General features: G+C 60.5%; 19 protein-coding genes. 7 read left to right on the forward strand and 12 right to left on the reverse strand.

Features of this window, described 5'->3' with window-relative positions; genetic code table 11:
* The first annotated feature begins 107 nt into the window (after positions 1-107).
* From J3P81_RS17575 to fabB, 5 genes are all read left to right on the forward strand, one after another.
* Complete coding sequence (locus J3P81_RS17575) at positions 108-2267, forward strand: TonB-dependent receptor plug domain-containing protein (RefSeq protein ID WP_434560056.1); 2160 nt, start codon at positions 108-110, stop codon at positions 2265-2267.
* Complete coding sequence (locus tag J3P81_RS17580) at positions 2268-3200, forward strand: ABC transporter substrate-binding protein (protein WP_434560058.1); 933 nt, start codon at positions 2268-2270, stop codon at positions 3198-3200. It begins immediately after the preceding gene.
* Entirely contained in the window at positions 3197-5098 is a 1902-nt protein-coding gene (locus tag J3P81_RS17585; RefSeq protein WP_434560060.1) for an ATP-binding protein, read from the forward strand. Before J3P81_RS17580 ends, J3P81_RS17585 begins: the two co-directional genes overlap by 4 nt.
* A gap of 250 nt (positions 5099-5348) precedes the next feature.
* A complete protein-coding gene (gene fabA / locus J3P81_RS17590; protein ID WP_030138344.1) occupies positions 5349-5864 on the forward strand; it encodes a 3-hydroxyacyl-[acyl-carrier-protein] dehydratase FabA in 516 nt (171 codons plus the stop codon).
* Between the two features lie 11 nt (positions 5865-5875).
* The gene (gene fabB / locus J3P81_RS17595) at positions 5876-7096 is read left to right on the forward strand and encodes a beta-ketoacyl-ACP synthase I (protein WP_420766921.1); all 1221 of its coding nucleotides are present in this window, start codon (positions 5876-5878) and stop codon (positions 7094-7096) included.
* 191 nt (positions 7097-7287) lie between these two features.
* Here the strand turns inward: fabB and J3P81_RS17600 are convergent, their stop codons facing one another.
* Together J3P81_RS17600 and J3P81_RS17605 are read right to left on the reverse strand one after the other, a co-directional pair.
* Positions 7288-7752 (reverse strand): DUF3859 domain-containing protein, encoded by a 465-nt coding sequence (locus J3P81_RS17600; protein WP_420766922.1) that lies wholly within the window; start codon positions 7750-7752, stop codon positions 7288-7290.
* 146 nt (positions 7753-7898) lie between these two features.
* Positions 7899-8915, reverse strand: coding sequence for an amidohydrolase family protein (locus J3P81_RS17605; RefSeq protein WP_434560062.1), 1017 nt, complete (start codon positions 8913-8915; stop codon positions 7899-7901).
* 120 nt (positions 8916-9035) lie between these two features.
* On the opposite strand from J3P81_RS17605, the gene J3P81_RS17610 reads away from it, so the two are divergent.
* Positions 9036-9896: a pirin family protein gene (locus J3P81_RS17610; protein ID WP_434560064.1), complete on the forward strand. Its 861-nt coding sequence runs from the start codon at positions 9036-9038 to the stop codon at positions 9894-9896.
* 153 nt (positions 9897-10049) lie between these two features.
* Here J3P81_RS17610 and J3P81_RS17615 read toward each other — a convergent pair whose 3' ends face one another.
* The 4 genes from J3P81_RS17615 to J3P81_RS17630 all read right to left on the reverse strand — a co-directional run bounded on the left by J3P81_RS17615 (position 10050) and on the right by J3P81_RS17630 (position 13773).
* Positions 10050-10778 (reverse strand): dienelactone hydrolase family protein, encoded by a 729-nt coding sequence (locus J3P81_RS17615; RefSeq protein WP_434560066.1) that lies wholly within the window; start codon positions 10776-10778, stop codon positions 10050-10052.
* A 68-nt stretch (positions 10779-10846) separates the two neighbouring features.
* Positions 10847-12751 (reverse strand): molecular chaperone HtpG, encoded by a 1905-nt coding sequence (htpG, locus tag J3P81_RS17620; RefSeq protein ID WP_420766926.1) that lies wholly within the window; start codon positions 12749-12751, stop codon positions 10847-10849.
* A gap of 87 nt (positions 12752-12838) precedes the next feature.
* Complete coding sequence (locus tag J3P81_RS17625; RefSeq protein ID WP_434560068.1) at positions 12839-13300, reverse strand: PaaI family thioesterase; 462 nt, start codon at positions 13298-13300, stop codon at positions 12839-12841.
* A complete protein-coding gene (locus tag J3P81_RS17630; protein WP_434560070.1) occupies positions 13297-13773 on the reverse strand; it encodes a PaaI family thioesterase in 477 nt (158 codons plus the stop codon). The genes J3P81_RS17625 and J3P81_RS17630 overlap by 4 nt, the downstream gene beginning before the upstream one ends.
* Before the next feature lie 147 nt (positions 13774-13920).
* Between J3P81_RS17630 and J3P81_RS17635 the strand changes: the two genes are divergently transcribed.
* On the forward strand, positions 13921-14172 hold the full coding sequence (locus tag J3P81_RS17635; protein ID WP_420766929.1) for a hypothetical protein: 252 nt from the start codon (positions 13921-13923) through the stop codon (positions 14170-14172).
* A gap of 73 nt (positions 14173-14245) precedes the next feature.
* Here the strand turns inward: J3P81_RS17635 and J3P81_RS17640 are convergent, their stop codons facing one another.
* From J3P81_RS17640 to odhB, 6 genes are all read right to left on the reverse strand, one after another.
* The gene (locus tag J3P81_RS17640) at positions 14246-14983 is read right to left on the reverse strand and encodes a DUF599 domain-containing protein (protein WP_420766930.1); all 738 of its coding nucleotides are present in this window, start codon (positions 14981-14983) and stop codon (positions 14246-14248) included.
* Positions 14984-15119: 136 nt separating this feature from the next.
* Positions 15120-16433, reverse strand: a complete 1314-nt coding sequence (gene brnQ / locus J3P81_RS17645; protein WP_434560073.1) for a branched-chain amino acid transport system II carrier protein — start codon at positions 16431-16433, stop codon at positions 15120-15122.
* Positions 16434-16764: 331 nt separating this feature from the next.
* Complete coding sequence (sucD, locus tag J3P81_RS17650; RefSeq protein ID WP_039594137.1) at positions 16765-17649, reverse strand: succinate--CoA ligase subunit alpha; 885 nt, start codon at positions 17647-17649, stop codon at positions 16765-16767.
* Complete coding sequence (gene sucC, locus J3P81_RS17655; protein WP_003179235.1) at positions 17649-18815, reverse strand: ADP-forming succinate--CoA ligase subunit beta; 1167 nt, start codon at positions 18813-18815, stop codon at positions 17649-17651. Before sucC ends, sucD begins: the two co-directional genes overlap by 1 nt.
* A 197-nt stretch (positions 18816-19012) precedes the next feature.
* Positions 19013-20449: a dihydrolipoyl dehydrogenase gene (gene lpdA, locus J3P81_RS17660; protein WP_434560075.1), complete on the reverse strand. Its 1437-nt coding sequence runs from the start codon at positions 20447-20449 to the stop codon at positions 19013-19015.
* A gap of 111 nt (positions 20450-20560) precedes the next feature.
* Entirely contained in the window at positions 20561-21784 is a 1224-nt protein-coding gene (odhB, locus tag J3P81_RS17665) for a 2-oxoglutarate dehydrogenase complex dihydrolipoyllysine-residue succinyltransferase (protein ID WP_420766933.1), read from the reverse strand.
* Between the last annotated feature and the right edge of the window lie 9 nt (positions 21785-21793).

The raw sequence follows: 21793 nt of genomic DNA on the forward strand, positions 1-21793 counted from the left end.
AGCGCGACCAGCCCCGTCCGCAATTACCCATCGCTGTAGGAAGCTGACCACCAATTCCTAGGAAAATGCTGTCAACGTGAATGGAAAAGTCGTTCGGCTCGGTTAACATGCCCGCCATCCTTCTTCTATCCAAAGGCTGTGCCGTGTTCGTTGGCCCCACCCGTCCAGGCTCATCATTGCTATTGGCGCTGATCATCAGCCCGCCAGCGGTGGCCGACGACTTGTTCGTGGACAACCAGCCCCTCCCCCAGGTATTGACCGCCACGCGCCTGAAGCAGTCGCCGGCGGCGGTACCGGGCAGCATGACCGTGCTGGACCGTGAATTGATCAAGGCCAGCGGCGCTCGGGACATCAGCGAATTGTTGCGCCTGGTGCCAGGCATGATGGTCGGCAACATCAGCGGCAACCAGCCCACCGCCAACTACCACGGCACCAGTGCCAGTGAAGCGCGGCGCATGCAAGTGCTGATCGATGGTCGCTCGGTGTACCGGGCCGGCCTGGCGACGGTGGACTGGAGCGATATACCGGTCGCCATGGAAGACATCGAGCGGATCGAAGTCTTTCGCGGCCCCAACACCGTCAGCTATGGCGCCAATGCACTGATGGCCGTCGTCAACATCATCACCCGCGCCCCGGCCGACAGCCACGGCACCCGTTTCAAGGTTACCCGAGGCCAGAACGGCATCAGCGACTGGTACGCCAGCCAGGGCACAGGCTGGGAAGACGGTGACATGCGATTGTCGCTGTCCGGCCAGCAAGACGACGGTTTTGACAGCAACCGCAACGGGGCCGACTACCGCGACAGCCGTCGCCTGAACCGCTTCAACCTGTCCGTCAGCCAAACCCTGGATGAATACCAGAGCATTGACTGGCAGTTGAATGCCAAGGAAGGGACCAACCAGCGGCCCTACACCTACCGTCCGGTGTTCGCCGGGATTACCGAAGCTGGGGATAACTCCGACGTCAGCGCCAAGGATTACGCCGCTTCGCTGCGCTGGAACCTGGACCTGAATCCTAACCACAGCCTTTATATCCAGGGTTCGATGCAGCATTGGGATCGCCAGCAGACTTGGCGCGCCTGCGATGCCGAGGTGTCGTTCAGCCCGCAATTGACCGATCTGTGGCAGCTCAACCCCAACTATGCCGAGAAGCTGGCGCGCAATATTCCCAGTTTCCTGAATACCGGGGTCCCCGCCGGCACGGCCCAGGAACAGGCACTGGCCAATCAAGTGCTCGATCAATGGCGAAACGGTGCTTCCCGGACACTGTGTGGCGATATCGACCAGAGCGCCCGGGAGTCGCGCTATGACCTTGAGGTCCAGGACACCCTCAGTCTCTCCGACAGCCTGCGGCTGGTCACCGGCGTGAATTATCGTTACGACCGGGCCGATTCGCAGACGTACTTCAACGGCACCCTGGACGACACCACCTACCGTTTGTTCGGCCAGCTCGAATGGCGGGCCAGCGAACACTGGCTGTTGCAGGGCGGCGCGATGTTCGAGGACGCACGCCTGACGGGCAGCTCGCTGACCCCTCGGATGGCAATCAACTACCTGATCACCCCGCGACACGGCCTCCGGGCGGTCTATTCCGAGGCGGTGCGCTCGCCGGACATGTTCGAGAACAACGTCAACTGGAGTTATCAAGTCACCAATCTACGGCCGGCCGCCTTTGGTCAGGACAGCGCCCGTTATTTCGTTCGAACGCGCGGCCCTGGCAACCTGGATCAGGAGCACATGCGCTCGCGTGAGCTTGGCTATAACGGTTATTTCATGGATTTGGGCCTGGCGGTGGACGTGAAGCTGTTCCACGACCAAATCACCGGAATGATCAGCGAACCATTGCGCAACAACCAGTACATCGCCAGCAACAGCAACGAATCGCAGTTCACCGGCGCCGAGACCCAATTCGATTGGCGGATGACAGCGGCCGACCGGCTGCGCCTGACCTACGCCTATGTCGATGCGCTGGCCAGCAACCCCCTCGACGAACAGCTGACCGCCCGCAACAGCGGTTCGGCCGGCTGGCTGCGCGATTGGGGCCGGGGCTGGAATAGCGCGGTTTTCTATTACGCCGCCGACGCCCTCAACGGTTACCGCTACGAACGGATCGACACCCGCCTCGCCCGGCGCATTCCCCTGGGCAAAGCCAGCCTGGAAGTCGCGGGGACCCTGCAGCAACGCCTCGATGACCAGCCGACCACGTTCGTCGACAACCGCTACGATTCCCGCCATGTGGTGTATTTCAGCGCGGAGTTGTCCTTCTAGATGTCCCGGTGCCAACCCCGCACGACGCCCTTTCGTGGCCGCCTGTGGTGGTTACTGTGCCTGGCATTTGCCGGCCTGCTGGTCACGCTCGAGGCTCGGGCCGCCGAGGTCCTGTTGACAGGCGTCCAGGACAGCCCCGGCGTGCAGTCATTCACCCAGGCCTTGCAGGCCCGGCGTCCCCAGGACCGCGTGCGATTCACCCCATTGGCCAACCTGCCGGCGCCGGATCGGTTGCCGGATGACGTGCGTCTGATCCTGCTCGACCCGCCGAGCCTCGACTGGCGCCTGCAAACGCCTCGCGGGCCGGCCACTCTGGTGCTGCGGATCAGCCGTCAGCAAGCCCGGGAACGCCTGGGTGACGGGACGCCCGGACACCTGAGCCTGCTCTGGAGCGATCCACCGATGGGCCGGCAGTTGCGCCTGATTCGTCAGGTCCTGCCACAAGTACGGCGGGTCGGCGTGCTGTACGACAGGCACAGCGAGTTCCTGCTCAAGGACCTTCAGCAGGCAGCGTTGCCGCTGGGCCTGCAAATCGTCAGCGAACGCTGGGACGACATCAACGACAGCCGCCCTTTGCAAAACCTGCTGGGCCAAAGCGACGTCTTGCTGGGCCTCGACGACCCCGACCTTTATAACCCCAAGACCGTGAAGAACCTGCTGCTGAGCAGTTACGCCCGGCAACGCGCGCTGATCGGGCCAAGCGCCGCCTTCGTCAAGGCCGGCAGCCTGGCCAGCACCTACAGCGACCAGGAAGACTGGCTGGCGATTCTCGACGAATTGCTGGACCGCCCCGCCGCCACGTGGCCGCGCAGCCTGTATCCGCCCCGCTTCAAAGTCTTGAGCAATCAACAGGTCGCTCGCTCGTTGGGGATCGAACCGATTGACGTCGAATCCGTCGCTACGCAGCTGGCAGAAGGAGAACACCGTCCATGACCTTGCGTCGCCGCTGGGATATCAATACCCGTACCCAGCTCATCGCCCTGGGGCCGGCACTGCTGCTGACGGTGCTGTTGATCAGCTTCTTCACCTTCGTGCGAATCCAGGACCTGCGCCAGGAACTCAACCACACCGGGCAGCTGATCGCCAACCAACTCGCTCCAGCTGCGGAGTACGGCGTCATATCCGGTAACAATGACGTGCTGGAAAGCCTGCTGACGGCCACGCTCGCCACGCCTCACGTGCGCTTTTTGGAAGTCCAGGACCGCACCGAGCGGGTTCTCGTGTACGTGGAACAGCCGTCGCAAACCCGCAACCATTCCCAGCAGGTCGAAGTATTCCAGGCCCCCGTTCGCCTGCAGCGCATTGCCCTCAACAATGATTTCCTGCAAGGCAACAGTCCGCCCATCGAGGCGGCCGGCGAGGATTACCTGGGCCGCGTCATTGTCGGCATGTCCAGCGACGCCTTCAGCCAGCGGCAGCAGGAGATCCTGCTCAAGGCAGCGGTCCTGGCCCTGTTTGCGCTGCTGTTCACATTCCTGGTGGCGCGCCGCCTGGCAGCGAGCCTGTCGCAGCCGATTCGCGACATCGGCCATGCGGTCAAGGCCATCCAGCAGGGTGATTACAGCAGGCCCTTGCCTATTGTCGACGACGGGGAATTGGGCGCCCTGTCGCGGCATATCAACAACCTGGCCGCGGGCCTCGAACAAGCAAGCCGCGAACAGCACCAGGCCATGGCTCAATTGATCAAGACCCGTGAGGAAGCAGAAAAGGCCAACAGCGCCAAGTCGGAATTCCTGGCGATGATGAGCCACGAACTGCGCACGCCCATGAATGGCGTATTGGGCATGCTGCAATTGCTGGAAACCACCCACATGACCGATGAGCAGCATGAATACACCGCGCTGGCATCGGAATCCACCGAGCACCTGTTGAAGGTCATAAACGACATTCTCGACTTCTCGCGCATCGAGCGTTCGGCGCTGGAGCTGGAGCACATCCCGTTCAACCTGGCCGAGCTGGTGGGCAGTTGCGCGCAGTCGTTCCAGCACAGCGCCGCGCAGCGCAAGCTGGGCCTGGACCTGCTGGTCCCCGACGACATGAAGCCGCTGCAGGTACAAGGCGACCCGACGCGGATCCGGCAAATCCTGGTGAACCTGATCGGCAACGCGTTGAAATTCACCGACCAGGGCCGCGTCACGGTGCAGTGCCAGTGGCAGGCCCTTGATCACGAATTGCTGTGGTTCACCTGCACCGTGCGCGACAGCGGCATTGGCATCCCGGCCGAAAGCCTGGAGCGCATGTTCGACGCCTTCCAGCAGGCCGACAGTTCCATTTCAAGACGCTACGGCGGCACGGGCCTCGGCCTGCCGATCGCCCGCACCCTGGCCGAACGCATGGGCGGCACGCTGCGGGCCCAGAGCCAGGAAGGCCAGGGCTCGGTGTTTACCCTGGAAATCCCGCTGGCCCTGTCGCGCCTGGCGCCACCGACCCTGCCCCCACGCCTGCCCGGCGGCGGTAGCAACGGAGAAGGCGGCAATGTCTTGTTGGTGGAAGACAATCCGGTTAACCAGACGGTGATCGAAGCGATGCTGCGCAGCCTCGGCTTCAAGGTCAGCGTCGCCACCGATGGCGCCCAGGCCGTACGTAGCGCCGAGAGCCTGATTTTCGAAGCGATCCTGATGGACTGCCGGTTGCCGGTCATCGACGGTTACGAAGCCACGCGGCAGATCCGCCAGTTGCCCGGCTGCACCGACGTGCCCATCATCGCCCTGACCGCCAATGCACTGCAGGGTGATCGCGAAGCGTGCCTGGCAGCGGGCATGAACGATTACCTGGCCAAACCCTTCAAACGAATCGACTTGCAGCAGATTCTGCAACGCTGGGTCGGGTAAATGCAGGGCTTAGGACTATCTGCGACTGGCGTGAAAGGCGAAAGTGCGGCAGTCTTAAGCACCCGGCCACGCCTCGATCGGGGAAGGAATAACTATTTCAGTGCACAGGTGTACATTGATTTTCCCGTGTGCTGTGACTTTCACTACAACGCAATAGTCTATGAGTAGGCTGCCGACTCGAGGCATGAACGCTTCGATCGGTCGGGAAGATTTGCCCCACCCTGCCGCATGGGACTATTGAGGAGCTCGCATGACCAAACAAAACGCCTTTACTCGGGAAGATCTGCTGCGCTGCAGTCGCGGTGAGCTGTTCGGCCCAGGTAACGCGCAACTGCCCGCCCCGAACATGCTGATGGTGGATCGCATCACCCATATCAGCGATGAGGGTGGCAAGTACGGCAAAGGTGAATTGGTCGCCGAGCTGGATATCACTCCGGACCTGTGGTTCTTCGCCTGCCATTTCGAAGGCGATCCGGTGATGCCCGGCTGCCTGGGCCTGGATGCCATGTGGCAACTGGTCGGCTTCTTCCTCGGCTGGCAAGGCCTGCCGGGTCGCGGCCGCGCCCTGGGTTCGGGCGAAGTGAAGTTCTTCGGTCAGGTACTGCCGACTGCGAAGAAGATCACCTATAACATCCATATCAAACGCGTCCTCAAGGGCAAGCTGAACATGGCCATCGCCGATGGTTCGGTGGCTGTCGACGGTCGCGAGATCTACACCGCCGAAGGCCTCCGGGTTGGCGTTTTCACTTCCACTGACAACTTCTAAGGGTTATCCGCATGCGCCGCGTCGTTATCACTGGTCTGGGCATCGTTTCGTGCCTGGGCAATGACAAAGAGACCGTCTCCGCTAACCTGCGTGCAAGTCGCCCTGGCATCCGGTTCAATCCGGAATATGCCGAAATGGGTCTGCGTAGCCAGGTTTCCGGCTCCATTGACCTGAACCTCGAAGAGCTGATCGATCGCAAGATCTACCGTTTCGTCGGCCACGCAGCGGCTTATGCCTACCTGGCCATGAAAGACGCCATCGCTGACTCCGGCCTGACCGAAGAGCAGGTCTCCAACGTACGGACCGGCCTCGTAGCAGGTTCCGGCGGCGCCTCCACCTTGAACCAGATGGAAGCGCTGGACATCCTGCGCGAAAAAGGCGTCAAGCGTGTCGGCCCGTACCGCGTCACGCGGACCATGAGCAGCACCGTTTCGGCCTGCCTGGCCACGCCGTTCAAGATCAAGGGCCTGAACTACTCCATCGCTTCCGCCTGCGCCACCAGTGCCCATTGCATCGGTACCGCCATGGAACAGATCCAGATGGGCAAGCAGGACATCGTGTTCGCCGGTGGCGGTGAAGAAGAACATTGGAGCCAGTCGTTCCTGTTCGACGCCATGGGCGCCCTGTCCAGCAAGCGCAACGACGCGCCGGAAAAAGCCTCCCGTGCCTACGACGCCGACCGTGACGGTTTCGTCATCGCCGGCGGTGGTGGCATGGTCGTGGTCGAGGAGCTGGAACACGCCCTTGCCCGTGGCGCGAAGATCTACGCGGAAATCGTCGGCTACGGCGCCACCTCCGACGGCTATGACATGGTCGCACCGAGCGGTGAAGGTGCCGTGCGCTGCATGCAGATGGCCATGTCCACCGTCGATGCACCGATCGACTACCTGAACACCCACGGCACCTCGACCCCGGTCGGCGACGTCGCGGAAATGAAGGGTGTGCGCGAAGTGTTCGGCGACAAGGCCCCGGCCATCAGCTCCACCAAGAGCCTGTCGGGTCACTCCCTGGGCGCCGCCGGCGTTCACGAAGCGATCTACTGCATGCTGATGATGGAAGGCAACTTCATGGCCGGTTCCGCCAACATCGACGAACTGGATCCGGAAGTGGCCGACCTGCCTATCCTGACCCAGACTCGCGAGAACGCCACCATCAACACCGTGATGAGCAACAGCTTCGGCTTCGGTGGCACCAACGCTACCCTGGTGATGAAGCGCTGGCAGGGCAAGTAAGCCCCGCTACTACGCCACACAAAAAAACGCCCCGACTGGTTCGGGGCGTTTTTTTGTCCGGCGGATTGCCTAAATTCCTTGTGGGAGCGAGCCTGCTCGCGAAAGCGGAGTATCAAGCAACAACGCTCTGACTGTCATACCGCCTTCGCGAGCAGGCTCGCTCCCACACTTTGATCTGTGCAAATGAAGTTTCAGCGCACGACAAACCGTTGCTGCGTCAACAGCCGATCCCCCTGGAACACCATGAACCGCCACTCCCCCGGCACCACTTCGTGGCTTTCGGTAAATTCATAGGCCATGACGTCCTGGGGCGCGCCGGGCACCAGTTTCTGGATGACTTCGAATTTGTCGTGGCGTACGCCATCGGGTGTGCGGATACCGGGGGTGAAGTACAACAGGGTCAACGGCTGGTCGTCAGCGACCTTGCCCGCCAGCTGATAGCGCATGCCGAACTTGGTGCCCAGCTTGGCCGGAACACTTTCGGTCTGGCGGATCTGCTCATTGCTGCGACGCAAGACCCGCTCGCCCGATTGCAACTCGGCCTTCGGCCCTTCGAATACCCCATATTCCACCGGGCCTTCGACACGAACTTCCGCCTGGGCCAGGCCGCAGGTCAACAACAGCGCGAGCAGTGCGCTTGAACGGGTGAGGTGCATGGTGCGCTCCTTGATTGAGATGAGCGCGAGGGTATGACGCGGGGGTGACAGGCTGATGACAAAGCGGTGTTCACCAGGCCAGCTAAAGCCCGCATACAGGGTTGACCTGTGGCGAGGGAGCCTGCTCCCTCGCGACAAGAGCGAGCTCAGCGGGTGACTGAGCGCGGCAACACGGCCAGAAAGTTGTCTCGCGCCACCTTCCGCGCCACATCCTCAGGCAAGGCATCCAGGAACGGATCGAAGCTGTGCAACTCGTTACCCAATTTGTTGAATCGTCCTACCACGTCCGATCCCACCATGAACCGCTCCGGGAAGCGCTCCACCAGTTTCAACCATTCATCCCGGGGCTTGCCCGCCTCATCCAGTAGATACGGCGTGAGCATGCTCCAGGACAGGTCGATGAAAAGATTGGGATAAGACTCCAGCATCCGCGTCAAGGTCGGCAGCAGAAAATCCAGCCGGGTCTGGTGCCGGTGAATCTCCATGCTCGTGCCGGCATGGGCCCAGATGAACCGTGTGTGTGGATGGTTGCGCAGCGGTTCTTCGATTTCTGCCAGGTACAGCGGATTTCTCTCACGCTTGGACGTGATGTTGGAATGCAGCATCACGGGCAGATCATTCTCCGCCGCCAGGTGATAGATGCGCGTCATGGCTTCGTTGTTGGCGCGCGGCGTGTCGCCGGAGGTCAGCGCCGTCAGGTCGTCATGACGGGTGAACACTTCGCCGATGCCTTGCCACAGCCCCGGATAGAGATCGAGCATGCGTTGGATATGCGCATCGGAGTTCTTGTCATTGGGGTTGAAGCCCGACAGGAATGGATGGAAATGCTGGCGTTGCTCAGCGGGGAGCTTGGACACCGCGGCAGCGACAATCACATCGGTGGCGCTGTACCAATAGGCGTCCGCATCGTCACCGGCGTAGTAACGCGGTCGCTTGGGTTCGTCTTCGTGCCATTTCTTCGCCACGGGCACGCCGGAAATCATCACATGCTCGATGCGATTGTCCGCCATGGCCTTGAGGAGCTTGGCCATGCCGGCGGTTTCCTGGAAGAAATCGACGTAATGCAGGTGCGCATCACTGTAGGCATATTCGCGAGCCGAGGCGGTGCTGCACGTAACGGCCAGCAGGCAGGCGAACATCAAACGGATCGAGGGCACGGGCATTCTCCATAGGCCATGAGCAGCATAGACCCCAGCCGTCCCGCCTGGGTTCAAGCCGGCGCTGCCGTCCGTTGCAACCTCGGGTTATGCTCTGCCCATCCGTCGTTCAACCTGGAAGACACCATGACCGCTCCCCTCATCGTTCGTCCCCGCGCAGAAGACGTGGAAGGCCAGCCGATTCTTCGGCCCTTGCCGTCCGCTAAATGCCGCAGCGTCGGACCTTTCGTGTTTTTCGACCATATGCTGCAAACGTCCTACCCGGCCGGTCGAGGCATGAACATTCGCCAACATCCACACATCGGTCTGTCCACCCTCACCTACTTGTTCGAGGGCCAGATCCAGCATAAGGACAGCCTCGGTTCCGATCAGGTGGTAAACGCCGGGGATGTCAGTTGGATGACCGCCGGCAGCGCCATTGCCCATGTCGAGAGGACACCAAAAGCGTTGTTGGAGAGCGGCTTCGTGCTGCATGGGCTGCAAATCTGGCTGGCCTCGCCCAAGTCTCACGAGGAAGGTCCGGGGCACTACAGCCATCATCCGGCACAGAGCCTGCCGGTCAGTGAGAACCTGGGGGTGAGCATCCGCATGATCGCCGGGTCAGGCTTTTGCCTGGAATCGCCGGTGCCGGTGCTGTCTCCTACGCTTTATGCCGAACTGAACCTGCAGACCGCAACGACGCTGCTGATTCCCACGGAACATGAAGAACGCGCACTGTACATCCTGGACGGCGAGGCGCAGTTGGACGGTGAGCCGCTTGAGCCCCATTCGCTGGCGATATTGCCTGCCGGGGAAGAAATGACGCTGTCTGCCGACACCGAGTGCCATGCCGTGCTGTTCGGCGGTGCGCCCTTGGATGGGCCACGGCGGATGAATTGGAATTTCGTCTCCAGCGACCCGGCCCGCATAGACGAAGCCCGCCGACGCTGGGCGGCCGGGGACTGGCCAACCGTACCAGGGGAAAGCGAGCGGATCGAGTTGCCCTGATTCAAGGGTTGCCTGTCAGGCAGACATCGCGAGCAAGCTCGCGCCCTCACTGAATCGGTGCGGTTCACAAATGCCGAGAACAACTTGATCCAATGTGGAAGCGAGCTTGCTCGCGATGGCTTTGTACCAGACAAAAGAGATCCGGGCCCGACGTCAGCCCTTGAACACTTCATCCAGCAGGTTATGCATCGAGCGGAACGCCCGTCCGGCGACCTTGGCGTCGTACATCATCTTGCCAGGCACATTGGCCTGCGGGTCGGTGAACGAGTGCACCGCACCGCCGTAGCTCAGCAATTGCCAATCCACCCCAGCCGCGTTCATTTCATCTTCGAAGGCCGGCAGCTGTTCCTTTGGCACCAGCGGGTCGGAGGCGCCGTGCAGGACCAATACCGCCCCCTCGATGTTCTGCGCATCAACCGGGTTCGGCGTATCCAGGGTGCCGTGGAATGAGATCGTCGCTTTCAGGGGTGCGCCAGTGCGAGCCAACTCCAAGGCGCAGCATCCCCCAAAGCAAAAACCAAAAGCGGCCAGCTTCGCCGTGTCGACCTTCGCTTGGTCCTGGCTCTGCAGTCGCTCGAACGCTGCCTGCATGCGCTTGCGCAACAACGCCCGGTCGTTCTTGAGCGGCATCATCGCCGCTCCCGCCTCATCGGCATTGCTCGGGCGCACTGTTTGCCCGTAAAGGTCGGCAATCAGCACCACATATCCGTTTGCCGCCACAGACCTGGCGATTTCCTCGGCCCCCGCCCCAACACCCATCCAGTTCGGCGCCATCAGCAAACCCGGACGTGGGCCCTGTTGGTTGACATCAAAGGCCAGGCGCCCCTCATAACTTTGACCATCGACCTGATAGACCAGCGAACGAACCGTAACCTGACTCATGACGGACTCCTCTTTGACTCAACACCAGAAATGACAAAACCCGCCGAAGCGGGTTTTGTCTCACTTGATCAAGCTGACAGTTCAACCAACAGCTTGTTCAGGCGACGTACATACGCAGCCGGGTCTTTCAAGCTGTCGCCAGCCGCCAGGGCCGCCTGGTCGAAGAGAATGTGCGACAGGTCGCCGAAACGCTCTTCGTTCTGCTCGTTGTCGAGCTTCTCCACCAGCGGGTGGGCCGGGTTGAATTCAAAGATCGGCTTGGAGTCCGGGACTTTCTGTCCGCTGGCTTCGAGGATCTGGCGCATCTGCAAACCGAGGTCTTGCTCACCGATGGCCAGGATCGCCGGGGAATCGGTCAAGCGGTGGGAAACCCGCACTTCGCTGACGGCTTCGCCCAAGGCAGTCTTGATCCGCTCGACCAGGCCTTCTTTGCTCTTGGCGACTTCTTCGGCAGCTTTCTTGTCTTCTTCCGAATCCAGGTTGCCAAGGTCGAGATCGCCACGGGCCACGTCGACGAAGCTCTTGCCGTCGAACTCGTTGAGGTAGCTCATCAGCCACTCGTCGATGCGATCGGTCAGCAGCAGCACTTCGATGCCTTTCTTGCGGAAGACTTCCAGGTGCGGGCTGTTCTTGACCTGTGCATAAGTCTCGCCGGTCAGGTAGTAGATCTTGTCCTGTCCTTCCTTGGCGCGAGCCAGGTAGTCGGCTAGGCCAACGATCTGTTCACCATCCTCACCCTGGGTCGAGGCAAAGCGCAGCAGGCCGGCGATCTTCTCTTTGTTGGCGAAGTCTTCGGCCGGACCTTCTTTCATGACCTGGCCGAAGTTTTTCCAGAAGCTCTTGTACTGCTCGGGCTCGTTCTTCGCCAGTTTCTCCAGCATGTCCAGCACGCGCTTGGTCAGCGCCGACTTCATGGAGTCGATGATCGGATCTTTCTGCAGGATTTCCCGCGAAACGTTCAGCGACAGGTCATTGGAATCCACCACACCCTTGATGAAGCGCAGGTAAAGCGGCAGGAACGATTCGGCCTGGTCCATTACGAACACGCGCTGCACGTAAAGCTTCAGGCCACGTGGCGCTTCGCGCTGGTACAGGTCGAACGGCGCGCGGGCCGGCACGTACAGCAGCGAGTTGTATTCCAGCTTGCCTTCGACCTTGTTATGGCTCCAGCTCAGCGGATTTTCGTAATCGTGGGCGATGTGCTTGTAGAACTCCTGATATTCCTCGTCCTTTACCTCGGTGCGCGGACGGGTCCACAAGGCACTGGCGCGGTTGACGGTTTCCCATTCCACTTCGGGCTTTTCTTCGCCTTCGGCAGCGGTGGCTTCCTTCGGCAGCTCGATCGGCAGCGCGATGTGGTCGGAGTACTTCTTGATGATGTTGCGCAGGCGCCAGCCATCGGCGAACTCGTCTTCGCCAGACTTGAGGTGCAGGACGATGCGGGTGCCGCGATCGGCCTTGTCGATGGTCGCGACCTCAAACTCGCCCTCGCCCTTGGAGGACCAGTGCACGCCTTCGCTCGGGGCGAGGCCGGCACGGCGGCTGAACACTTCAACGTGATCGGCAACGATGAACGCGGAATAGAATCCGACGCCGAACTGACCGATCAGGTGGGAATCCTTCTTCTGGTCGCCAGACAGGTTTTTCATGAAATCGGCGGTGCCGGACTTGGCGATGGTGCCCAAGTGCGTGATCACCTCGTCGCGGCTCATGCCGATACCGTTGTCTTCGAGGGTGACGGTTTTCGCGTCCTTGTCGAAGCTCACACGGATTTTCAGCTCGGCGCCGCCCTCCAGCAGTTCTGGCTTGGACAGCGCTTCGAAACGTAATTTGTCGACAGCGTCGGAGGCGTTCGAAATCAGCTCGCGGAGGAAAATTTCCTTATTCGAATACAGCGAGTGAATCATCAGGTGCAGCAGTTGCTTCACCTCGGTCTGGAAGCCCAGGGTTTCCTTTTGAGTTTCCACGCTCATGGTCATCAAACTCCAAGTGGATGGTGGTGTCCGCCTCGCAGAGAATGGCGGCGGGATGTCCACAAGGTGGGGGCAACGTTGATGATTTCAAGGGCCGCTCGGCCTGGAGGGCGCCGGGATCTTGAAATGGGCACGGGCGGTGGCAATGGGTTCGGCTTCGGACTCTTGCCAGGCCGTGACCGCCACGTTGGCCACGCGCCGCCCTTGGCGCCAGACCTGGCACCGGGCAAAGGTGTCGCGGAACTGCCCGGCACGCAGGTAATCCAGGGAAAAATCGATGATCTTCGGCACACCGGTCGCACGGGTGGCAATCAGCAGATGAACGGCGGCCGACAGCTCCATGAATCCGGCGATGACCCCGCCGTGGATAGCGGGCAGTAAAGGGTTACCGATGTTGTCTTTATTGGCCGGCAGGCGAAACAGCAGATCATCACCCTGGCGGGTGCATTCGACGCCGATGAGCCGCGCATAGGGAATCGAAGCCAGCAGCATCGCGACGTCACCCTGCTCGCAAGCCTGGCGCAGTTGCACCTCGGTAAGCTCGGTCATGGTGTCAGCGCGGCAGCCGTGGGGCCGCCTCCCTTGAGTCCTCGGGCGTTGTCGCCCAGGCGCATGAAAGTACCCACAACGTGGGCAATGGGCTGCTCGGGATCATCCTGATAGGCAAATCCCCGGCTGAAAATCACATCCGGCGTCACCCGATAGCATTGGGCGAAACCATAGATGGCCTTGTTGGGCCTGGCAGCGTGCATGTAGTCGATGCGCAGGTCCAATGTCGGGCAGACTTCGAATTGCGGCAGTACACATAAGGTCGACATGCCGCAGGCGGTGTCCATCAATGAAGTCAGCGCTCCGCCATGGACAATGCCCGTCAGGGGATTGCCGACAAGATGCGCGCTGTAGGGCAACTCCAGGGTCAACCCATCGCGACTGGCGCTGTGCAGTTTGATGCCCAGCACGTGGCAATGCCTGAGCGCCGATAAAAAGCGGGTCGCGCGCTCAAAAACGGGATCTTCAGCCATTGACCGATAACTCCTTCAGGGACTTTCAGGTGCACCCGGCAAAGTTCCATCGGTGTGCAAAGTTATATATCTAACGAGCGAGAGGAACTTAACCCTGAGGGCACGGTTCAAAAGGCCAGTAGTTATATCCATAAGGAGAAACACCCCATGCGTAAGACTTTAGCTATTGCCTTGATGTTGGCCGCCTCTCTCGGTCTCGCTGCCTGCGATAAAAAATCCGAGGACAAGGCTCAAGATGCCCAACAACACGCTGAACAAGCTCAGCAAGACATGAACAAAGCACAGGATAAAGTGAACGACGCGGCGAAAGAAAACGCCGAAGCCGCCAAAGATCAGGCTGAATCGAACAATGCCGCGCAACAGGAACAAGCCCCTGCCGACGCGCCTAAAACCAACTGATACGGTTTTAGCAGTAAAAGAAAACCCGCCTGGTGCGGGTTTTCTTTTGCCTGCGATTCAACGAGTCACGCCGTCAGGCGGTTTCCTTGCCGGTTTCGGGCGCTGGCGCCTCGGTAGGCGTATAGACCATGACGTCCAGCACGTCCGAATGGAACTCGCGCTGATACAACACAAAGACCACGCCGGCGCTCATCAACATGAACAACCACGGGCTGACGAACCAGGCCAACATGGTCATGCCGAAATAATAGGAACGCAAACCGAAGTTGAACTGGTTGGCCGCCATGGAAATAACCCGCGCCGCCCTCGAAGCAAAGGCCTTGCGCTCAAGCTCGGACACGTGCCGCTCACCGATCATCGGCGCCGACCCCACCAGGACGGCGGCGAAATTGTATTGGCGCATGCACCAGCTGAACGTGAAGAACGCATAGACGAACACCAACGCCAGACACAGCAGCTTCACTTCCGCCATGCCTTGGGAGGCCTGCTGCACCAGCGGCAGGTCAGCCAGCAACGAAACCGCTCGATCAGACGCTCCGAGCACCGTCAGGATACCCGCCAGGATAATCAATGTACTGGAGGCAAAAAACGACGCGTTGCGCTCCAGGTTGCCGATCACGCTGGCGTCGGCGATGCGGTTGTCGCGCAGCAACATGCGTCGCATCCAGTCTTCACGGTACAAATGCATAACGCTGGCCAGGCATGCCGTGTCGCGAGCCTTCCAAGAGGCATACCGGGTATAACCGGCCCAGCAGATGACGAACCATACCGCGGCCAGAAGATGGATCAGGTTGGCTTGGATGAATGACATGCAATTCCCTGTGGCAGAAACAAAATCGGTGGCAATAGTATCAGCGAACCCTGTGGGAGACACCGCGGGCAAAAAAATGCCCCGTATCGACTGATACGGGGCATTTCGGTCTTATCGGTGAGCTGCAGCGAGACGCTTAAGCCAAGGCTTCGCTGCGCTTGCCCAGCAACCGATCGCACACCACAGCGACCGCCAGGGTCATGACCGAAGGCACCAGCCACGCCAGGCCTTGCTCGCTCAACGGCAGATGGGCCAGTTGCGCCGGCATCCAATCCGCCAGCCCTGCCCCCTTGAGCGCATCGATCAAGCCGAACAGGAACGACACCAGCATGACCGGGCCGACAATCCGACCTTGCTCGTGCCAGAAATCCTTGCAGAAGCTCAGGGCCACCAGCGCGATACAAGGTGGATAGATCGCAGTCAGGACCGGGATCGAGAAGGCAATCAGCTTGGTCAGGCCCAGGTTGGACACCAGCAGCGAAAATGCCGCGAGGATGATCACCAAGGTCTTGTAGGACAGCGGCAGTACACGGCTGAAGTACTCGGCGCAGGCGCAGGTCAGGCCGACGGCGGTCACCAGGCATGCCAGGGAAATCAACACCGCAAGGAAGCCGCTGCCCAGGCTGCCGAAGGTGTGCTGTACGTAGGCGTGCAACACAGCGGCGCCGTTGGTCGCGCCCACCGCCACTTCGTGGCTACCGGAGCCCAGGCGGAACAGGCTGACATAAACCAGCGCCAGCCCCACACCGGCAATCAGCCCGGCGATGATGGCGTAACGGGTGATCAAGGCCGGCGACTCGACGCCCCGAGAACGGATGGCGTTGACGATAACAATGCCGAACACCAGAGCGCCAAGGGTATCCATGGTCAGGTAACCATTGATGAAGCCTTGGGAAAACGGAGCCGCCACGTACTCGGGTGTCGCCACGCCGATATCGCCTGCGGGCAGGGCAAACGCAGCGATGCCGAGCACGGCCAGGGCGATGATTTTCAGCGGCGCGAGAAAGCGCCCGACGGTATCGAGCAGGCGCCCTGGATAGAGCGAAATGAAGAACACCAGCAGGAAGTACACCGCGCTATAGAGAAACAGCGCCAACGGACTTTCGCCGGTCAGCGGCGCCAGGCCTACTTCAAACGATACGGTGGCGGTTCGGGGCGTGGCGAACAGCGGGCCGACCGCCAGGTAGCAGACTGCCGCCAGCAAGCCACCGGCAATCTTGCCGATTGGGCTGCTCAACGCGTCCATCGCGCCACCGACTTTCGCCAGCGCAACGACGGTGATCACCGGCAACCCAACCGCAGTGATCAGGAAGCCCAACGCCGCCATCCAGACATGAGGCCCGGACTGCAAACCAACGATAGGCGGGAAGATGATATTGCCGGCCCCGACGAACAGGGCAAATGTCATGAAACCAAGCGCCAGGATGTCCTGACCTTTCAACACTTTCATTAAGGAAACCACACTACTGAATCGGAATTTAGAGAGGGATTTCCCTGAAGGGTGAGGGAAATGCTGCCGATCCGTATGGGATCGACCCGTTGAGCGCATCGCCGCCTTGTGGGCCGCGGTCGCAAAATTGGCCGCCAGACTAACGAATTTGGCGGAAAAACGCACTGTTACAGGGCGAACTATCCGATACACGACGTTTCTGTGTCGCGTTTACGTATCTATTTTTCCGGTTAACCGGGTTCGCACAAGGGCAAACGCGACCCAATGCCAGAAACGACAAAGGCCACCCGAAGGTGGCCTTTGTTGCTGAAACAAAAAAGTCAGCCGAAGCTTACTTCTTCATTTCCCAGCCAGTCAGCTCGGCCAGGGCCTTGCCGATGTCTGCCAGCGAACGCACGGTTTTCACGCCTGCGTCTTGCAGCGCAGCGAACTTCTCGTCTGCAGTGCCTTTGCCGCCAGAGATGATTGCGCCAGCATGGCCCATGCGCTTGCCCGGAGGAGCAGTCACACCCGCGATGTAGGAAACAACCGGCTTGGTCACGTTGGCCTTGATGTAGGCAGCGGCTTCTTCTTCAGCGGAACCGCCGATCTCACCGATCATGACGATCGCTTCGGTCTTCGGGTCTTCCTGGAACAGCTTCAGGATGTCGATGAAGTTGGAGCCTGGGATCGGGTCACCGCCGATGCCGACGCAAGTCGACTGACCGAAACCGGCGTCAGTGGTCTGCTTCACGGCTTCGTAAGTCAGGGTACCGGAACGGGAAACGATACCGACCTTGCCTGGCAAGTGAATGTGACCTGGCATGATGCCGATCTTGCATTCGCCTGGAGTGATCACGCCTGGGCAGTTAGGGCCGATCAGGGTGATACCCAGTTCGTCGCACTTGACCTTGGCTTCCAGCATGTCGATGGTCGGGATGCCTTCGGTGATGCAAACGATCAGCTTGATGCCGCCGAACGCTGCTTCAAGGATGGAGTCCTTGCAGAAAGGAGCTGGAACGTAGATCACGCTGGCGGTGGCGCCAGTGGCCGCTACGGCGTCTTTCACGGTGTTGAAGACAGGCAGGCCCAGGTGTTCGGTGCCGCCCTTGCCCGGAGTTACGCCGCCAACCATCTGGGTGCCGTACTCGATGGCTTGCTGGGTGTGGAAACTACCTTGCGAACCGGTAATGCCCTGGCAGATAACCTTGGTGTCTTTGTTGATCAGGACGCTCATTATTTGCCCTCCGCAGCTTTAACGACTTGTTGAGCAGCGTCGGTCAGGCTGGTAGCAGCGATGATGTTCAAACCGCTTTCTGCCAGTACTTTAGCGCCCAGCTCAGCGTTGTTGCCTTCGAGGCGAACAACAACCGGGATTTTCACGCCGACTTCTTTCACGGCGCCGATGATGCCTTCGGCAATCATGTCGCAACGAACGATGCCGCCGAAGATGTTGACCAGTACTGCAGCGACGTTGGTGTCGGACAGGATGATCTTGAACGCTTCGGTAACGCGTTCCTTGGTAGCACCGCCGCCCACGTCGAGGAAGTTGGCTGGCTTGCCGCCGTGCAGGTTGACGATGTCCATGGTACCCATGGCCAGGCCGGCACCGTTGACCATGCAGCCGATGTTGCCTTCCAGGGCTACGTAGTTCAGTTCGAACTTGGCAGCGTGCGCTTCGCGCGGATCGTCTTGCGACGGATCGTGGAAAGTCTTCAGCTTAGGCTGACGGTACATGGCGTTGGCGTCGATGTTGATCTTGGCATCGAGGCAGTGCAGATCGCCGTCGGCCTTGATCACCAGCGGGTTCACTTCCAGCAGTGCCAGGTCGTGGTCCTGGAACAGCTTGGCCAGGCCTACGAAGATCTTGGCGAACTGAGTGACCTGCTTACCTTCCAGGCCCAGCTGGAATGCCAGCTCGCGACCCTGGAACGGCTGTGCGCCAACCAGTGGATCGATGGTGGCCTTGAGGATTTTCTCAGGGGTGTCGTGAGCGATTTTCTCGATGTCCACGCCACCTTCGGTGGAAGCCATGAACACGATGCGGCGGCTCGAACGGTCAACGACAGCGCCCAGGTACAGCTCTTTAGCGATATCAGTGCACGATTCAACCAGGATCTTGGTGACTGGCTGACCGTTGGCGTCGGTCTGGTAGGTCACCAGACGCTTGCCCAGCCACTGCTGTGCGAAGGCTTTGGCGTCTTCTTTGCTGCGAACCAGCTTGACGCCGCCCGCTTTACCGCGACCACCGGCGTGAACCTGGGCTTTGACGACCCATTCGCTGCCGCCGATTTTGTCGCAAGCTTCTGCTGCCGCTTCCGGGGTGTCTACAGCGTAGCCGGTGGATACTGGCAGGCCGTACTCAGCGAACAGCTGCTTACCCTGATACTCGTGAAGATTCATGCTTATTACCGTCTTCGTTAGGTACTGCGCATTCGGTGCTGCACCGTTGTGGTGCCGCACCACCTGTGACTGCTGCTTGCGTAGCGTTCCGGTCAACCGGTGCTGCTACGCAAGACTGCGTCCAGCGGACATTCCGCGGTGAGTCTTGCGCGCAAGGCTCACGACGGGCCGATACCGCCGTGGTTTCTTATTATCTATTAACGCTTCTTGCGGTTGGCCACGTGGATGGCGCCGCCATTCACAGCCAGGGCCGCTTCGTGCAAGGCTTCGGACAGGGTCGGATGGGAGAAGACCATCATGCCCAGGTCCTCGGCGCTGGTGCCGAATTCCATACCGATCGCGCCTTGCTGGACCAGCTCGGCAGCGCTTGGGCCGATGACGTGAACGCCCAATACGCGATCCGTCTTGGCATCGGCGATGACTTTCACGAAACCACCGGTATCGTTGGCTGCCATGGCACGGCCACTGGCGGCGAACGGGAAGGTGCCGACGTTAACTTCAACGCCTTCGGCTTTCAAGGCCTGCTCGGTTTTACCAACCCATGCGATTTCCGGGTGGGTGTAGATAACCGATGGGATCAAGTCGTAGTTCATCTGGGCCTTGTGGCCTTTGATGCGCTCGACGACCATGATGCCTTCTTCGGAAGCCTTGTGGGCCAGCATCATGCCGCGAACCACGTCGCCGATGGCGAAGACGCCAGGTACGGCGGTTGCGCAATGGTCATCGACCGCGATGAAACCGCGCTCGTCGATTTCCACGCCGCAATCGGCGGACAGCAGGTCGGTGGTCACTGGACGACGGCCGACGGCCACGATCAGCTTGTCAAAGGTGATGGTCTGTTCGCCGTTGGCGTCGGTGTAGTTCACCACGACTTCGTCGCCGTTGACCTTGGAGCCGGTCACGCGGGCGCCCAGTTTGATGTCCAGGCCTTGCTTGGTCAGGGTCTTCAGCGCTTCCTTGGAAACCGCGGCGTCGGCGGCCATCAGGAAGGTGTCGAGGGCTTCGAGCACGGTCACTTCAGCGCCCAGGCGCGACCATACCGAACCCAGCTCGAGGCCGATCACGCCAGCGCCGATCACGCCCAGGCGTTTTGGCACGGTCTGGAATTCCAGGGCGCCGGTGGAATCGACAATCACATTCTGGTCGACTGGAGCAGGCGGGATATCGATCGGACGCGAGCCTGGCGCCAGGATGACGTTTTCGGCTTCGATCACTTCAACCGAGCCGTCCGGCTTGGTCACTTCGACTTTCTTGCCCAGCAGCAGTTTGCCGTGGCCTTCGATGGAGGTCACGCCGTTGGCCTTGAACAGGGTGGCGACACCGCTGGTCAGGTTCTTGACGATGCCAGCCTTGCGGCCAACCATCGCGGCGACGTCCATTTTCACTTCACCGGTAGAGATACCGTGAACGTTGAAGCTTTCTTTCGCTTCCTTGTATTTCCAGGAGCTGTCCAGCAGCGCCTTGGAAGGAATGCAACCGACGTTCAGGCAAGTACCGCCCAAGGCCTGTTTGCCTTCCTTGTCGGTGTATTTCTCGATGCAGGCAGTGGTAAGGCCCAGTTGCGCAGCCTTGATGGCCGCTACGTAGCCACCAGGGCCCGCACCAATCACTACCACGTCGAATTTCTGAGTCATGAGTCATTCCTTTTCGAATCAAACCGGACGATCACTTGTGATGACCGTCGAGGGACGAAACCGGTTGTTTCAGCAAGAGGCCGGTCGACAGACCGGCCCTCGCGGCGAAAATCAGATATCCAGCAGCAGACGAGCCGGGTCTTCAAGCAGGTTCTTGATGGTTACCAGGAACGTCACGGCTTCTTTGCCGTCGATCAGGCGGTGATCGTAAGACAGAGCCAGGTACATCATCGGACGAATCACGACCTGACCGTTGATCGCCATCGGACGCTGCAGGATGTTGTGCATGCCCAGGATAGCCGCTTGCGGCGGGTTGACGATCGGGGTCGACATCATCGAACCGAATGTACCACCGTTGGTGATGGTGAACGTACCGCCGGTCATCTCTTCGATGGACAGCTTGCCGTCACGGGCCTTCTTGCCGAAGGTGGCGATGCCGCCTTCGATTTCGGCCAGGCTCATCAGCTCGGCGTTGCGCAGGACCGGAACCACCAGGCCACGGTCGCTGGAGACCGCAACACCGATGTCGGCGTAGCCGTGGTAGACGATGTCGGAACCGTCGATCGACGCGTTGACGGCCGGGAAGCGTTTGAGCGCTTCGGTGGCAGCCTTGACGAAGAACGACATGAAGCCCAGGCGTACGCCGTTGTGGGACTTCTCGAACAGGTCCTTGTACTTCGAACGCAGGGCCATGACTTCGGTCATGTCGACTTCGTTGAACGTGGTCAGCATCGCCATGTTCGACTGGGCTTCAACCAGGCGCTCGGCGACCTTGGCACGCAGGCGGGTCATCGGAACGCGTTTTTCAACGCGGTCACCGGCAGCGAACACTGGCGCGGAAGCGGCAGGCGCGGCTGGCTTGGCCGGGGCAGCGGCTGGAGCGGCTTTCTTGGCGGCAACGGCGGCAACCACATCTTCCTTGGTCACGCGACCGCCTTTGCCGGTACCGGCAACGGAAGCGATGTTGATGCCGTTTTCTTCAGCCAGCTTGCGAGCGGCCGGAGCGGCGACTGGATCGTCTTCGCCCGAGGCAGCAGGCGCGTCGGCTTGAGCAGCAGCCGGTGCGGCAGCGGCGGCTGGAGCGGCGGCGGCAGCACCGCCCTCTTCGATGGAGCCCAGGACTTCAGCGGACAGCACGGTGTCGCCTTCGTTCTTGACGATAGCGCCCAGGACGCCGTCAGCTTCGGCCAGTACTTCCAACACGACCTTGTCGGTTTCGATGTCGACGATCAGTTCGTCGCGCTTGACCGCGTCGCCCGGTTTTTTGTGCCAGGTGGCAATGGTGCCATCGGCAACCGATTCCGGGAAAGTGGGGGCTTTGATCTCGATAGCCATTATCTGTGG

The sequence above is a fragment of the Pseudomonas sp. R1-6 genome (assembly GCF_051132115.1).
Classification (GTDB): domain Bacteria; phylum Pseudomonadota; class Gammaproteobacteria; order Pseudomonadales; family Pseudomonadaceae; genus Aquipseudomonas.

Bases quoted from the DNA above. Each gene is read 5' to 3' on its own strand.
- J3P81_RS17580 (WP_434560058.1), top strand. From the start codon at position 2,268: ATGTCCCGGTGCCAACCCCGCACGACGCCCTTTCGTGGCCGCCTGTGG.
- J3P81_RS17625 (WP_434560068.1), bottom strand. From the start codon at position 13,300: ATGACCGAGCTTACCGAGGTGCAACTGCGCCAGGCTTGCGAGCAGGGT.
- htpG (WP_420766926.1), bottom strand. From the start codon at position 12,751: ATGAGCGTGGAAACTCAAAAGGAAACCCTGGGCTTCCAGACCGAGGTG.
- J3P81_RS17615 (WP_434560066.1), bottom strand. From the start codon at position 10,778: ATGAGTCAGGTTACGGTTCGTTCGCTGGTCTATCAGGTCGATGGTCAA.
- J3P81_RS17600 (WP_420766922.1), bottom strand. From the start codon at position 7,752: ATGCACCTCACCCGTTCAAGCGCACTGCTCGCGCTGTTGTTGACCTGC.
- brnQ (WP_434560073.1), bottom strand. From the start codon at position 16,433: ATGAAAGTGTTGAAAGGTCAGGACATCCTGGCGCTTGGTTTCATGACA.
- lpdA (WP_434560075.1), bottom strand. From the start codon at position 20,449: ATGACTCAGAAATTCGACGTGGTAGTGATTGGTGCGGGCCCTGGTGGC.
- fabB (WP_420766921.1), top strand. From the start codon at position 5,876: ATGCGCCGCGTCGTTATCACTGGTCTGGGCATCGTTTCGTGCCTGGGC.
- fabA (WP_030138344.1), top strand. From the start codon at position 5,349: ATGACCAAACAAAACGCCTTTACTCGGGAAGATCTGCTGCGCTGCAGT.
- J3P81_RS17630 (WP_434560070.1), bottom strand. From the start codon at position 13,773: ATGGCTGAAGATCCCGTTTTTGAGCGCGCGACCCGCTTTTTATCGGCG.
- J3P81_RS17610 (WP_434560064.1), top strand. From the start codon at position 9,036: ATGACCGCTCCCCTCATCGTTCGTCCCCGCGCAGAAGACGTGGAAGGC.
- J3P81_RS17605 (WP_434560062.1), bottom strand. From the start codon at position 8,915: ATGCCCGTGCCCTCGATCCGTTTGATGTTCGCCTGCCTGCTGGCCGTT.
- J3P81_RS17575 (WP_434560056.1), top strand. From the start codon at position 108: ATGCCCGCCATCCTTCTTCTATCCAAAGGCTGTGCCGTGTTCGTTGGC.
- sucD (WP_039594137.1), bottom strand. From the start codon at position 17,649: ATGAGCGTCCTGATCAACAAAGACACCAAGGTTATCTGCCAGGGCATT.
- sucC (WP_003179235.1), bottom strand. From the start codon at position 18,815: ATGAATCTTCACGAGTATCAGGGTAAGCAGCTGTTCGCTGAGTACGGC.
- J3P81_RS17585 (WP_434560060.1), top strand. From the start codon at position 3,197: ATGACCTTGCGTCGCCGCTGGGATATCAATACCCGTACCCAGCTCATC.
- J3P81_RS17640 (WP_420766930.1), bottom strand. From the start codon at position 14,983: ATGTCATTCATCCAAGCCAACCTGATCCATCTTCTGGCCGCGGTATGG.
- J3P81_RS17635 (WP_420766929.1), top strand. From the start codon at position 13,921: ATGCGTAAGACTTTAGCTATTGCCTTGATGTTGGCCGCCTCTCTCGGT.
- odhB (WP_420766933.1), bottom strand. From the start codon at position 21,784: ATGGCTATCGAGATCAAAGCCCCCACTTTCCCGGAATCGGTTGCCGAT.